The following is a 12,941-nucleotide window of genomic DNA, read 5'->3' on the forward strand; positions in this document are numbered from 1 at the left end:
CGTCGGGCGAATACCACTGATGCGGGTTGCCGCCCCCACCGACCCCGACCGTGTCGCCGACATTGACCACCATGCGCTGCGGATTCGGGTCGGACGCAAGCATTTTGTCGGCCCAGGCGTCATAACCGATGCCGTTTTCGACCACGACCTTCGCGTCGGCAAACCTACGGGCATCTCCGGCCGATGGCTCATAGCTGTGCGGGTCCGTGTCCGGGTTGGTGATGATGCTTGTCACCTGCAGCCTGTCGCCGCCGAGCTGTGAAGCGATGCTGCCCCACGCGTTAATCGTCGCCACCACGGCGAGTTTTCGGACGGGCCCCGTCGTGCTTTCGGCACTGGAACCGGATTGAGGTGTTTTGGTGCCGCTACACGCCACAGCGCTCAGCAGTACCGCGGCGATGCCCAGCGCCGCCTTGCGCCGACCAGATTGATCTGCCATCCGAGTCTCTACGGCTCCTTATTGAAAACGATTTCCATTACAGTGGGTGACTGTAGCACTCGACTTGACGTTGTGGAACGGCTGATTTCTCTGTGGCACCCGCTCCAACCGGCGCCACCGAAACTATGCGAAGAGGCCGCCAGCTGGCCCTGACTACCCGTTGGCGGTGTGGGCCGACGCCGCGGTGATCGGCTCGTGATCTGAAGTCGGCCATCGAAAGTGACCGCTTCCAGACTTGGGGAGGTGTGGGTGGCGCAGGTTTCCGGTGCGCCGGCCGTTGCGCTACATAATAGGACGGTGGCGACGCTGAGGTTGAGGCGCGGAGTCCGCATCGGGTCGTCCGAAGCGCTGGTAGGCATCCTGTTGGCGTGCGCCTTCTCGACGACGATATTGCGTAATGTGGTCTTCGGCAGCCAGGCGTTGTCGACAATGGGCACGGTGTTTTGTGGGGTGTTCGTGCAGGCGATTCCCTTCCTTGCGCTCGGGGTGGTGGTCAGCGGGTTGATCGCGGTGTTTGTTTCGCCGCAGCGGTTGGCGCGCTGGCTGCCGCGCCGGCCCGCGGTGGCGGTATTGGCCGCCGGTGTGGGTGGGGCGGCGTTGCCGGGCTGTGAGTGCGGGTCGGTCCCGGTGGCACGGCGATTGTTCGGCGAAGGGGGCGCTACCGGGGCCGCGGCCTTGACGTTCATGCTGGCCGCACCGGCGATTAACCCGGTGGTCTTAGTCGCCACCGCGGTGGCGTTTCCCGGTGCGCCCAGGATGGTTCTTGCTCGGATGGCAGCGTCTCTGCTCGCCGCGGTGATCATGGGCTGGGGGTGGGCGCGGTGGGGCCGCCCGGAGTGGGTCACCCGCCGGCTGCCCCCTTCTTGCTCTGACAGTGAGTCACGGTGGGTGGTGTTCGCTGAGGCGGCCCGCCACGACTTCCTTCAAGCCGCATCGTATTTGGTATTGGGTGCCGGCGCGGCCGCGATACTTCACGTGCTGGTGCCGCGGTGGGTGTTCGAACATTTGGCGGCACACCTGATCCTCGGCGTGGTGGTGATGGCCGCCCTCGCGGTGATTCTGGCAATGTGTTCGGAGGCCGACGCGTTCGTCGCCGCCAGCATGACGATGGTGCCGCTGCTGCCCCGGCTGGTGTTTCTGGTCGTCGGCCCGGCCGTGGATGTGAAACTGTTCGCGATGCAGGCGGGCATGTTCGGCCGCGCTTTTGCGGCGCGCTTTGCCCCTACCACGTTGCTGGTGGCAATGGCGAGCGCGTGTCTTGTCGGATTTTTCGTTCTCGGTGGTGGGTAAGTGAGCCGCGAAACTGAGAACATAGTTCTCTTGCTGGTAGGCACTAGCATCGCCGTGATCACCGTGTCGGGCGCGTTCACCCGTTACGTCAAGCCGGGACTATTGCCGTGGCTGGCTGCGTCCGCGCTGCTGCTGATTGCGTTAGCGCTCGTGGCGATCATCGGCGATATCCGCCGCGGCGGACCGCGGCCCACTGATCACAACGAGGCACACTCCCACCGGACCGGCATCGTGTGGCTGCTCGTCGTTCCTGTCTTGGTCTTGATCGTTGTTGCGCCGCCCGCGTTGCGCCCATCCGGGGCCGCGCCGTCTGTGACCGCCGCGTCCAACGCTGTTCTGAATCGGTTTCCGTTTGCTCCGCTACCGCCGGGCAACGCCCCTGAGGTGTCGCTCCCGGAGGTACTGCAGCGCGAGGTCCAGGACTCCACCGGCTCGTTGACTAATCGATCGATCACCGTGGCCGGCTTCGTCCTCAACGAAGCGCAGGGCGTCGACCTTGGTCGCGTAGTCATTGTCTGTTGTGCCGCCGATGCCCAGCTGGCCCGCATCCATCTGCGTGGCCCAGCCGCCCCCCACGCCGCCGGCCTGGCTGACAACACATGGGTTCGGGTGGAAGGCCAAGTCAAACCCCTAACCGGCCAGGCAGATTACCGCGTGATTCCGACGCTGGAAGCCACCAAAGTCACGCGCATCAACGCCCCGGCCAACCCTTACGACTACCCCCATTGATGCAGCAGGTTCCAGCCAATCGCGCAGTAATGCAAAACACGTCTGCGTGTGATACTGCTCCGATACCGAATGCCTTGCGTTGTCGCACACGGTGTTTGGTGATCTGGAGCCCCAGGCAGCGTGAGTACGCACAATGGCCACGATGTGCATTCGGCCGCGGGTCATGGTTCACCGGCCCATTGGCCGCTGTCAACCCCGCTTAGGCCTCTGCCGTTTGTGGTCAGTGGCTCGGCGGTGTCTCAATTGCTTCGACTTGCACCGCGAGCCCGATCATGCCCGTCGAGCTGTCTGGGCAAAGATGTGGTTTCCCACCGTCCCCGCTCTAACCAGTCGCGCAAGACTTCCGCGTCACCATGGTCAGTAATGGGGCCGATCCATCGGGGCGGCCCGGAGGGCACACGATCATTTGTGCAGGGCTGCAGCATCGCCATGACGCCGCATTCCGCCCGGCGAGACGCGCAGGTGAGTGGTCCGAGCACGCAGGCGGCGGCGACGAGTATCGCGTGTGGACAGCGTCGGATGACAGGCCGCAGTTCGTCGACGACCGATAGGTCATCATCGACCGCACAGGCGGTACAGACGACGACGGTGAATGGACGGTCGGTACCGCGAGGCGACGAAGTCAATGCGCCGTGCTCCGCGGCAGCGCGCCGAGATCAAAGCCGAGTTGTGTCATCGGTATATCCCTTCTGCGAGCGTGCATCAACGGTCAGGCAGTTTGTCCCGGATAGGGCAGTAGCGCCATTTCGCGCGCGTTCTTGATCGCGGTGCTGACCTGACGTTGTTGCTGGACGGTGAGGCCGGTGACCCGCCGGGAGCGGATCTTGCCGCGCTCGGAGACGAACATCCGCAGCGCGGAGGTGTCCTTATAGTCGACCGCACTGAGCCCCAGGATGGCGAGAAGATTCTTCTTGCGGGGCCCGATACCAGGTGGGGCGCCGCGACGAGCGCGCGGTGATTTCTTGGCCGTCACCAGCTCGCCTTCCGTATGCCGGGCAGCTGCCCGTTGTGGGCCAATTCGCGGACCCGTACCCGCGATAGCCCGAATTTGCGCAGATGCCCGCGGGGACGCCCATCGACCGAGTCGCGGTTGCGCAACCGCACCGCGCTGGCGTCGCGGGGCTGGCGCGCCAACTCTCTTTGCGCGGCCACCCGTTGCTCATCAGTGCTCGACGGTGACCGGATGATCTCTTTGAGGTAAGCGCGACGTTCTGCGTAGCGCGCCACAATTACCCGGCGGCGCTCATTCTTGACGATCTTCGATTTCTTGGCCATGATCAGCGTTCCTCACGGAAGTCGACGTGGCGGCGAAGTACCGGGTCGTACTTGCGCAGCACCAGCCGGTCCGGATCGTTGCGCCGGTTCTTCCGCGTCACGTACGTGTAGCCGGTGCCCGCCGTCGAGCGAAGTTTGACCAAGGGCCGGATGTCGTTGCGGGCCATCAGATTCGCTGCCCTTCGCGGCGCAGCCGCGCCACGACGGCTTCGATGCCGTCGCGGTCGATGACCTTGATGCCCTTGGCGCTGACCCTCAGCCGAATGCGATGGCCTTCCGATGGCAGGTAATACTTCTTGAGCTGGACATTGGGTGACCAGCGCCGCCGAGTCCGGCGATGCGAATGCGACACCGCGTTACCGAAACCCGGTGCCCGGCCTGTGACTTGGCAACGAGCAGACAATGTCTAACCTCCCTGGCGCTCATACCCTTATTGAAAATGATTTTCGACAAGCGTCGTCAGCGACGGTACCGTATCGGTAGCCCTAATGAAAATGATTATCAACAAGGGAGCCTGATGCGGACGCCCGTGATCTTGGTCGCTGGCCAGACCGACACCGACCCGGTCGTGGGCGCATTGCTGCGCACCGCCGGGACGCTGGTGGTAGAGCACCGTTTCGACGGTCATGTGGTGCGACGGACGATCGTGACCCTGCAGCATGGTGTGTTGACGACCGCGGAAGCCGGGCTCGAACTCGCGCACGGGTGCGTGTCCTGCACCATCCGCAACGACCTTCTGGTGTTGCTGCGTCAGCTGCACCGCCGCGACGACGGCGACCGCATTGTGGTTCACCTGGCGCCATGGCTGGAACCCGAACCGATCTGTGTTGCCGTCGACCATGTCAAAGTGCGTGTGGCGCCAGGCTACGTCGACGGACCTGCCGCTCTTGATGTGTCGATCGCCGCCGTCGTGACGTGTGTCGATTCATCGGCGTGGCTGAATCAGGCGCTCGGTGACGCCGAACTCGACGACGGACGCACCTGTGCCCAGGTGGTGGTCGGACAGGCCGAATTCGCTGACGTCGCGGTGCTCAACCATCCTGACCCGTTCGTGACTGCGGTACTGCGCCGACTGTCGCCGCGCGCTCGCATCACCGTGGGCGCCGACGACATCGAACACACCTTGGACAACCTGTACCGCGACGCGCGGCGAGGCCGAAGCGACGATCCCCATGGTCCGCTGCTGGCTGGCCAGCCGCCCTTGAATGCCCGGGGCCCCATCAACCTGATCGAGTTCAATGCCCGACGCCCGTTTCACCCGAAGCGTCTGCACGCGTGTCTGGACCTGCTATTAGATGGCGTCATTCGAACCCGCGGGCGGCTGTGGTTGGCCAGCCAGCCCGATCAGGCGATGTGGTTGGAAACGGCCGGCGGCGGATTGCGGGTTAGTTCGGCCGGCAAATGGCTGACCGCACTTACGAGTCGCGAGCTAGCCGATATCGATGCAGAACGACGCCTCTTCGCCGAGCTGACCTCGGACGAGCACTACGGCGATCGCCACACCGCGATGACCATCCTTACTTGCGCGGCAAACGACGCGGAAATCCACGACGGCCTCAACGGCGCACTGCTCACCGACGACGAGCTTCGCTGCCCGCAGGACTGGATCCACTACGACGATCCGTTCGGCGACTGGCATGAGGACCCGTGTGAAGCCCCGGCAGCCGATGCCGAAAACACACCTGCCCACCACGCCCAGAACGGAGACCCCGGATGAAACCCGGCATTCACCCCGAGTACCACCCCGTTGTGTTCCAAGACGCCACCACCGGCGCGATGTTCCTCACCCGATCGACAATCACCAGTTCGCGCACCGTCGAGTGGCAGACGCCCGACGGGGCGCACACCTACCCGCTCGTCGTCGTTGAAATCACCTCGGATTCACACCCGTTTTGGACCGGGGCGCACCGTATCGTCGACAGCGCCGGACAAGTCGAGAAATTCCACCGCCGCTTCGGAGCCCGGCAACCACCCCCACTTCAATGCGATGCCGATTCCCGAAATGACCGATGAAATGCCTACCGCTTTACCGTCCGCCTCAGCCTGGGCACAGATTGAGCTTCCTCGAGAGCCTTGAACAGCAAGCGATCTCGTCGATAACGTCAAATTCGGTTGACCAAAACGATGACGAGTAGCTCGTTCTGTTTTTCAGGTAAATCATCCACCAACTAGCATGGCCGATAGCCGCCGCGTCGGATTTACCAGTGCCATTCGTGTCCATGTCCGCCGATGTGAGCTCGCTGAGTCCCTCGGACAGCTTAGTCCTAATGACAATCGTTTCCATTAGGAGTACGGGGTCGAGGTTGCGTAGGCGCCGACGGGGATCCGCTGTAGCGTCACCGAACGTGAGTCCCACCCCCCGCCGGCGTGCGACTCTGGCGTCGTTGGCGGCCGAACTCAACGTCTCGCGCACCACCGTCTCGAATGCCTTCAACCGCCCGGATCAGCTCTCCGCCGACCTTCGCGAACGGGTGCTCGCGACGGCCAAGCGGCTCGGTTACGCCGGACCCGACCCAGTAGCGCGATCGTTGCGGACCCGCAAAGCGGGGGCCGTCGGATTGGTGATGGCCGAACCGCTGACCTACTTCTTCAGCGATCCCGCGGCGCGGGATTTCGTTGCGGGAGTGGCACAGTCGTGCGAGGAGCTGGGGCAGGGCCTGCTTCTGGTAGCCGTTGCGGGAAGCCGAACACTCGAGGACGGGACCGCCGCCGTGCTGGGTGCCGGGGTGGACGGCTTCGTCGTCTACTCCGTCTGCGACGACGATCCCTATCTCCAGGTGGTGCTGCAACGTCGGCTGCCCGTCGTGGTGGTGGATCAGCCCAAAGACCTGTCCGGGGTATCCCGCGTCGGCATCGACGACCGGGCGGCGATGCGAGAGCTCACCGACTACGTACTGCGGTTGGGACACCGTGAAATCGGGCTGCTGACCATGCGGCTGGGCCGGGACCGCCGCCAGGGGCTCGTCGACGCCGGGCGGCTGCGGTCACCGGCGTTCGACGTGCAGCGCGAGCGCATCGTTGGCGTGTGGGAGGCGATGAAAGCCGCCGGCCTGGACCCGGATTCGCTGACCGTGGTGGAAAGCTACGAACACCTCCCGGCGTCGGGCGGCGACGCGGCCAAGGCGGCGCTGGAGGCCAATCCGCGGATCACCGCGTTGATGTGCACCGCGGACATACTGGCCCTGTCGGCGATGGATTACCTTCGCGCACACGGCATTTACGTGCCAGGCCAGATGACGGTCACCGGGTTCGACGGCGTGCTCGAGGCGATCAGGCGCGGGCTGACGACGGTCGCGCAGCCGAGCCTGCAAAAGGGTCGCCGGGCGGGCGAACTGCTGCTGAACCCGCCGCGGTCGGGTCTGCCGGCGGTCGAGCTGTTGGACACCGAGCTGATTCGCGGGCGTACCGCCGGTCCGCCCGCTTAGCCGGATTCGGTGTCGCCGATCAGCAACCGCACGGCCAGGTCCAGCCGCTTGCTGACGTCGGTCGCCGAGGCCCGCCGGGTGAGCCACGCGAGCAGGTTCGACAGCCACACGTCGGAGATCACCCGGGCGATGTGGTACTGGTCCTCGGTCGGCTCCCCGTCGGCCATCGCACGCGCGAACATGGAGTCGATGAGCTTCTCGACCTGGTCGACCTCGCTGGCCGCGGATGCGTCGGCGAAAACATAGGCGCGCGTCATCGCCTCGGTGAGTAGCGGATTGCGCTGCATCGCGCGGTTGAGCTTGCCCACCATGAAGTTCAGCCGCTGAAACGGGGTGCCGCCGGCAACCGCGGAGCGGTCGGTTTTGGCATCGATGCGGCTGAACTCCCGCCCCAGGGCAGACACCAGCAGATGCACCTTCGACGGGAAATAGCGGTACAGCGTCCCAACCGCCACATCGGCCCGGTCCGCCACGGCGCGCATCTGGACCGCCTCGTAGCCACCCTTCGACGCGATGGCCATGGTGGCGTCCAGGATGCGTTTGCGGCGCTCCCGCTGTGCCTCCGAGCCCAGCTCGGATTCCGCTAATACCGCCACGTTTATGACCTCGCGCGGCTGCGATTCGGAAACGCGGCCCAGGTTGGTGTTCGCTGGCGACATCTGGCCGATTCCCCCTCTTCCGGGCGGTTCGTTCGCAAACGGTACACAAGCCGATTGTGAATTTCCCACCTCCACCCCACCGGGACAACGAGCTGTCCTGCTGCAATGTCGTTCGACTTGACGCTCGATCGCTGGCACTATTAGAACACGTTCTAGTGGGCACCGGGGCTCCATTTACTACCTCGAATCAAGGACGCGGAGGACGCACGTGGTAGCGACCGTCACCGACGAGCAGTTCGCGGCTCGTGAGCTGGTGCGCGATTGGGCACGTGATTCCTCCTCGGGGCCCAACGGGACCCAAGCGATCCGCGACGTCGAGCAGGGCAACGCCGATGCGTGGCGGCCGGTGTTCGCCGGCCTGGCCGAACTGGGACTGTTCGGCGTGGCCGTTGCGGAGGACTCCGGCGGGGCGGGCGGCAGCGTCGAGGACCTCTGCGCGATGGTCGAGGAAGCGGCCAAGGCGCTGGTACCCGGGCCCGTCGCCACCACCGCGCTGGCGACCCTTGTCGTCTACGATCCCGAAACGCTGGCCGCGCTGGCCTCCGGTGAACGCTTCGCCGGGGTCGCACTCGAGGGCGCCGTGCAGTTCGACCGTGGTCTTGCGTCCGGCTCCGTCGATCTGGTGCTGGGCGCCGCCGACGGCGGTCTGTTGCTGCTGCCCGCCGGCGAGACGTGGGTGTTGGTCGACACCCGGTGCGAGGGCGTTCAGCTGGAGCCGTTGCGGGCCACCGACTTTTCCCGGCCGCTGGCGCGGGTGGTGCTGACGGAGGCGCCGGCCACCGCGATCGAAGCGCCGCGCGAGCGGGTCGACGAACTCGCCGCGACCGTGCTGGCCGCCGAGGCGGCCGGCGTGACCCGATGGTCCCTGGACACCGCGGTCGCATACGCCAAAGTCCGCGAGCAGTTCGGCAAGCCGATCGGCAGCTTCCAGGCCGTCAAGCACCTGTGCGCCGAGATGCTGTGCCGAGCCGAACAGGCCGAGGTGGCCGCCGCCGACGCCGCGCGCGCCGCGGCGGACTCCGACCCCGCACAGTTCTCGATCGCCGCGGCGCTGGCCGCGAGCATCGGCATCGCCGCCGCGAAGGCCAACGTCAAGGACTGCATTCAGGTACTCGGCGGCATCGGGTGCACCTGGGAGCACGATGCGCACCTATACCTGCGCCGGGCGCATGCCATCGGCCGCTTCCTCGGCGGCGCCGAGCGCTGGCTGCGCCGCATCACCGCGTTGACGCAGTCGGGCGTGCGGCGTCGCCTGGGTATCGACCTCAGCGAGGTGGAGGGCCTGCGGCCAGAGATCGCCGCGGCCGTCGCCGAGGTCGCCGCGCTGCCGGAGGAGAAACGGCAGGCGGCCCTGGCCGACGCCCGGCTGCAGGCGCCGCACTGGCCCCCGCCGTACGGACGCGCGGCGTCACCGGCCGAGCAGCTGCTGATCGATCAGGAGATGGCGGCCGCCGGTGTGGTGCGGCCCGATCTGGTGATCGGTTGGTGGGCGGCGCCGACCATCCTCGAGCACGGCACCCCCGAGCAGATCGAACGCTTCGTGCCGGCCACCCTGCGCGGCGAATTCCTTTGGTGCCAACTGTTTTCCGAGCCGGGAGCGGGCTCCGACCTGGCGTCCCTGCGCACCAAGGCGGTCCGCGGCGACGGGGGCTGGCTGTTGACGGGGCAGAAGGTCTGGACGTCCGCGGCGCACAAGGCGCGCTGGGGTGTGTGTCTGGCGCGCACAGATCCCGACGCGCCCAAACATAAGGGCATCACCTACTTCCTGCTGGACATGAAATCGCCGGGCATCGAAATCCGGCCGCTGCGCGAGATCACCGGCGACTCGCTGTTCAACGAGGTGTTCCTGGACAACGTGTTCGTGCCCGACGAGATGGTGGTCGGCACGGTGAACGACGGCTGGCGGCTGGCCCGCACCACGCTGGCCAACGAGCGGATCGCGATGGCCACCGGCACCGCGCTGGGCAACCCGATGGAAGAACTGCTCAAGGTGCTGGCGGGGATCGACCTCGACACTTCCCAGCAAGATCGGCTGGGGCGGTTGATCGTCACCGCCCAGACCGGAGCGCTGCTGGATCAGCGCATCGCGCAGCTCGCGGTGGGCGGGCGGGATCCGGGGGCGCAATCCAGCGTGCGCAAGCTCATCGGCGTCCGCTACCGGCAGGCGTTGGCCGAATTCACGATGGACGTCTCCGACGGCGGCGGCCTGGTCCACAACCAAGCGGTTTTCGACTTCCTCAACACCCGGTGCCTCACGATCGCCGGCGGTACCGAGCAGATCCTGCTCACGGTGGCCGCCGAGCGCCTCCTCGGTCTGCCCCGCTGACCGCTTTTTCGCCGACCCTGTAATTTTGGCGGTCCCTACTCGCACTTTGTCTGCAGATTTACAGCCTCGGCGACGTGTCGGTCGCCGATGCCACTATGCGGGCGTGCAGGCGGTGTTTATCGGCAGCGAAGCGGTCGCGCGGGGGGTAGTGACCAGGCATGAAGTGCGGCGTTGGTACGAGCCGATCTATCCGGGAGTGTATGCCGCACGGGGTCAACAACTTTCGCTGCGGGACAGGACGGAAGGGGCATGGTTGTGGTCGCGACGCCGGGCCATCGTTGCGGGCGTCGCGGCTTCGGCGTTGCATGGCGCCCGATGGGTCGACGCCGACATCCCCATCGAGTTGATCTGGTCGAGCACGCGGCCACCGACGGGAATCGTCGCGCGTGAGCAGCTCCTGGCCGGCGACGAAGCCACCCGCGTCGCGGGTCTGCCTGTCACCACCCCCGCGCGAACGGCGTACGACTTGGGCCGGTATCTGCCGCGCGGGCAAGCCGTTGCGCGGCTCGACGCGTTGATGCGGGCGACTCCGTTTTCGATGGAGGATGTGCTGCTGCTTGCCAAGCGATACCCCGGTGCTCGCCGGGTGCGACGACTGCGCTCGGTTTTGCACCTTGTCGACGGCGGTGCCGCATCGCCGAAGGAGACCTGGCTGCGGCTCCTACTCGTCGACGCGGGCTTGCCTACCCCGACCACCCAGATACCGGTGGTCGACGGCTACCGCGCCCTGGCCATGCTCGATATGGGCTGGCGAGAGTTCGGCGTGGCCGTCGAGTATGACGGCGACCAGCACCGTAGCGATCGGCGTCAGTATGTGAAGGACCAGTGGCGCCTACGAAAGCTCGCGGAATTCGGCTGGATCATCATTCGCGTGATCGCCGAGGACAAGCCCGAGGATGTCATCGAGCGCGCCACGACGGCGCTCCTCGCTCGAGGTTGGCGACCCGAGCGGACGACGCGAGTCGCTTGACGCCGCCGAGCTTGTAATTTTGGCGGTCCCTACTCGCACTTTGTTTGCAGATTTACAGCCTCGGCGCGTCCAGAAGCTAGGAGAACGTCGTCACCGCGCAGGTGCTGGGCGAGGTGATGTTGACCCCGGGGTAGACCACCTGGATGTGCGTGCAGGTGATGACGTTGACGTCGGTCTTGGGCTGACCGGTCCGCCAATCGGTCGAGTCGATGCGCCCCGTCGTCTGGTATTTGTCCGGCGGTCCCTCACCGAAGTAGACGGTGGTGATCTCGTCGTTGCCCATCGCCTTGTGGACCCGTTCGTACTGGCCGCTGGCGTGCGTGTCCAGGTAGGCCAACCGGTCCGTCGACCGGACCTCGGTGGTCTGGCGGGCCCACAGGCCGGGCGGGAAACCGATCACGCCGCCGTCGGGGGTGCGCACGTCGGCCCCGGCGGTGAAGTCACAGTGGCCGTCGGACTTGAAGCAATTGAGGAACATGTGCGTCTCGAGCTGGTTGGGGCCGTCGAGCGGAAACAGCGTGGTGGCCGTGTTGCTGGCCGCCGATGACGCGGGCGCCGGCAGGAACGTCACCATCGCCCCGACCACCGCGAATCCCGTCACTAGCCGCATCATCGGCGCTCCCCTTCCCGATTCGCTACGCGACTAATCGTCGTAGGTGACTTCTACCGAATCAGATTCGGGGTGAGATTGACAGGCCAAAATCAAACCTTCGTCAAGATCCTGCTGCTCGAGCACATCGTTGACCTCCATGTTCACCTTGCCGCTGCGCAGCGTGCAGGCGCATGCGCCGCAGTGGCCCTCCCGGCAGGAAAACGGCGCGTCCAAACCTTTCGCGAGCAAGACGTCGAGCAGCTTGGCGTTACGCGGCCAGGACACGGTATGCGTTTCGCCGTCCAGCTCGACAACCGCGGTGGCCGGCGGCTCGTCGCCTTCCGCGGTGTCCTCGATCTTGACCGCCGCGAAGGGGTCGGAGTCCAGCGACTTGAACACCTCGATATGTACTTGCGGCGCAGGCACTTTCAGCGCCTCCAGCGCTTCACGCGAGGCATCCATGAACGGGCCGGGCCCGCAGATGTAGACGGGCCGATCGGTGTAGGGGGCGGCCAGCTTCGCCAGCGCCGTCGCGCTCGGCAACCCCTGCAGCGATTCCAGCCAATGCAGGACCGTAAGCCGGTCGGGATACTTGGCGGACAGCTCGCGCAGCGCGTCGGCGAAGATCACCGAGCGATCGTCGCGGTTGGCGTAGAGCAGCGTCACCTGCCCGCTGCCCTCGGCGAGTGCGGACTTGCAGATCGACATGATCGGGGTGATCCCGCTGCCGGCGGCCATCAGCAGGAAGTCGGCGTCCAGCGTCTTGGGCACGAAGTTGCCCGACGGCGCCAGCACGTGGATGCGCATGCCTTTGTGGGCGTGGTCGCACAGCCAGTTGGACGCGTAGCCGTCCGCGGTGCGCTTGACCGTGACTGTGAGCGCGTCGTCGGTGAACGGCGAACTGCACAGCGAGTAGCAGCGGGCCACCGATCCGGTCCGATCGCTGGGCACGCGCAATGTCAGGAACTGGCCAGGCGCGTAGCGCAGCCGCTCCGGGGGGATGGCGGGGTCGCCGGCCGCGTCCGGCACCGCGAACACCAACGATCGCGCGTCGTCGGTTTCCGCGACGACCTCGGCGATCTGCAGTTCAAGGACGTGGTCGCCGAGTGGCTCGTCGGGAATTGCTTCCGTCAAGACCAGCCCTTCCTTCGATGACAACTAGAACATGTTACAGAAAACCCGATTGGTACCGCTACCAGCCGCAGGAACACCCTGCTCGACACAAATCGGAACGTG

The 12,941-nt window shown here is 65.8% G+C and carries 15 protein-coding genes; 7 read left to right on the forward strand and 8 right to left on the reverse strand.

Annotation, left to right across the window (positions count from 1 at the left end):
- Window positions 1–439 (reverse strand): metal ABC transporter solute-binding protein, Zn/Mn family (locus A5736_RS08855; protein ID WP_175611229.1); only part of this gene is annotated, 439 nt, incomplete at its 3' end.
- A 297-nt stretch (window positions 440–736) separates the two neighbouring features.
- On the opposite strand from A5736_RS08855, the gene A5736_RS08860 reads away from it, so the two are divergent.
- Both A5736_RS08860 and A5736_RS08865 read left to right on the forward strand, forming a co-directional pair.
- Window positions 737–1,729, forward strand: coding sequence for a permease (locus A5736_RS08860; protein ID WP_076245673.1), 993 nt, complete (start codon window positions 737–739; stop codon window positions 1,727–1,729).
- Window positions 1,730–2,458 (forward strand): TIGR03943 family protein, encoded by a 729-nt coding sequence (locus A5736_RS08865; protein WP_076245674.1) that lies wholly within the window; start codon window positions 1,730–1,732, stop codon window positions 2,456–2,458.
- A gap of 709 nt (window positions 2,459–3,167) precedes the next feature.
- On the opposite strand, the gene rpsR is transcribed toward A5736_RS08865, so the two are convergent.
- The 4 genes from rpsR to rpmB are packed head-to-tail and all read right to left on the reverse strand — an operon-like array spanning window position 3,168 to window position 4,136.
- Window positions 3,168–3,431, reverse strand: coding sequence for a 30S ribosomal protein S18 (gene rpsR, locus A5736_RS08875; protein ID WP_076245678.1), 264 nt, complete (start codon window positions 3,429–3,431; stop codon window positions 3,168–3,170).
- A complete protein-coding gene (rpsN, locus tag A5736_RS08880) occupies window positions 3,428–3,733 on the reverse strand; it encodes a 30S ribosomal protein S14 (protein ID WP_076245680.1) in 306 nt (101 codons plus the stop codon). Before rpsN ends, rpsR begins: the two co-directional genes overlap by 4 nt.
- A 2-nt stretch (window positions 3,734–3,735) precedes the next feature.
- Window positions 3,736–3,900 carry a 50S ribosomal protein L33 gene (gene rpmG, locus A5736_RS08885; RefSeq protein ID WP_076245681.1) on the reverse strand — a complete coding sequence of 55 codons (165 nt, stop codon included), beginning with the start codon at window positions 3,898–3,900 and terminating at the stop codon, window positions 3,736–3,738.
- The gene (rpmB, locus tag A5736_RS08890) at window positions 3,900–4,136 is read right to left on the reverse strand and encodes a 50S ribosomal protein L28 (RefSeq protein WP_076245683.1); all 237 of its coding nucleotides are present in this window, start codon (window positions 4,134–4,136) and stop codon (window positions 3,900–3,902) included. The genes rpmG and rpmB overlap by 1 nt, the downstream gene beginning before the upstream one ends.
- 114 nt (window positions 4,137–4,250) lie before the next feature.
- On the opposite strand from rpmB, the gene mrf reads away from it, so the two are divergent.
- From mrf to A5736_RS08905, 3 genes are all read left to right on the forward strand, one after another.
- Complete coding sequence (gene mrf, locus A5736_RS08895) at window positions 4,251–5,450, forward strand: ribosome hibernation factor-recruiting GTPase MRF (protein ID WP_076245684.1); 1,200 nt, start codon at window positions 4,251–4,253, stop codon at window positions 5,448–5,450.
- Complete coding sequence (locus A5736_RS08900) at window positions 5,447–5,746, forward strand: type B 50S ribosomal protein L31 (RefSeq protein ID WP_076245686.1); 300 nt, start codon at window positions 5,447–5,449, stop codon at window positions 5,744–5,746. Before mrf ends, A5736_RS08900 begins: the two co-directional genes overlap by 4 nt.
- Window positions 5,747–6,078: 332 nt before the next feature.
- On the forward strand, window positions 6,079–7,158 hold the full coding sequence (locus A5736_RS08905) for a LacI family DNA-binding transcriptional regulator (protein ID WP_076245688.1): 1,080 nt from the start codon (window positions 6,079–6,081) through the stop codon (window positions 7,156–7,158).
- On the opposite strand, the gene kstR is transcribed toward A5736_RS08905, so the two are convergent.
- A complete protein-coding gene (gene kstR / locus A5736_RS08910) occupies window positions 7,155–7,754 on the reverse strand; it encodes a cholesterol catabolism transcriptional regulator KstR (protein WP_170874547.1) in 600 nt (199 codons plus the stop codon). The genes A5736_RS08905 and kstR overlap by 4 nt on opposite strands.
- A 271-nt stretch (window positions 7,755–8,025) precedes the next feature.
- On the opposite strand from kstR, the gene A5736_RS08915 reads away from it, so the two are divergent.
- Both A5736_RS08915 and A5736_RS08920 read left to right on the forward strand, forming a co-directional pair.
- The gene (locus A5736_RS08915; RefSeq protein ID WP_076245690.1) at window positions 8,026–10,143 is read left to right on the forward strand and encodes an acyl-CoA dehydrogenase; all 2,118 of its coding nucleotides are present in this window, start codon (window positions 8,026–8,028) and stop codon (window positions 10,141–10,143) included.
- A 103-nt stretch (window positions 10,144–10,246) separates the two neighbouring features.
- A complete protein-coding gene (locus A5736_RS08920) occupies window positions 10,247–11,113 on the forward strand; it encodes an endonuclease domain-containing protein (protein WP_076245692.1) in 867 nt (288 codons plus the stop codon).
- Window positions 11,114–11,189: 76 nt separating this feature from the next.
- On the opposite strand, the gene A5736_RS08925 is transcribed toward A5736_RS08920, so the two are convergent.
- Together A5736_RS08925 and A5736_RS08930 are read right to left on the reverse strand one after the other, a co-directional pair.
- The gene (locus A5736_RS08925; RefSeq protein WP_076128554.1) at window positions 11,190–11,726 is read right to left on the reverse strand and encodes a hypothetical protein; all 537 of its coding nucleotides are present in this window, start codon (window positions 11,724–11,726) and stop codon (window positions 11,190–11,192) included.
- Between the two features lie 30 nt (window positions 11,727–11,756).
- Window positions 11,757–12,839, reverse strand: coding sequence for a ferredoxin--NADP reductase (locus tag A5736_RS08930; protein WP_076128556.1), 1,083 nt, complete (start codon window positions 12,837–12,839; stop codon window positions 11,757–11,759).
- Window positions 12,840–12,941 lie beyond the last annotated feature (102 nt).

The sequence above is a fragment of the Mycobacterium sp. SP-6446 genome (assembly GCF_001954045.1).
Lineage (GTDB): Bacteria > Actinomycetota > Actinomycetes > Mycobacteriales > Mycobacteriaceae > Mycobacterium.

Bases quoted from the DNA above. Each gene is read 5' to 3' on its own strand.
- rpsN (WP_076245680.1), bottom strand. From the start codon at position 3,733: ATGGCCAAGAAATCGAAGATCGTCAAGAATGAGCGCCGCCGGGTAATT.
- rpmG (WP_076245681.1), bottom strand. From the start codon at position 3,900: ATGGCCCGCAACGACATCCGGCCCTTGGTCAAACTTCGCTCGACGGCG.
- mrf (WP_076245684.1), top strand. From the start codon at position 4,251: ATGCGGACGCCCGTGATCTTGGTCGCTGGCCAGACCGACACCGACCCG.
- A5736_RS08900 (WP_076245686.1), top strand. From the start codon at position 5,447: ATGAAACCCGGCATTCACCCCGAGTACCACCCCGTTGTGTTCCAAGAC.
- A5736_RS08925 (WP_076128554.1), bottom strand. From the start codon at position 11,726: ATGATGCGGCTAGTGACGGGATTCGCGGTGGTCGGGGCGATGGTGACG.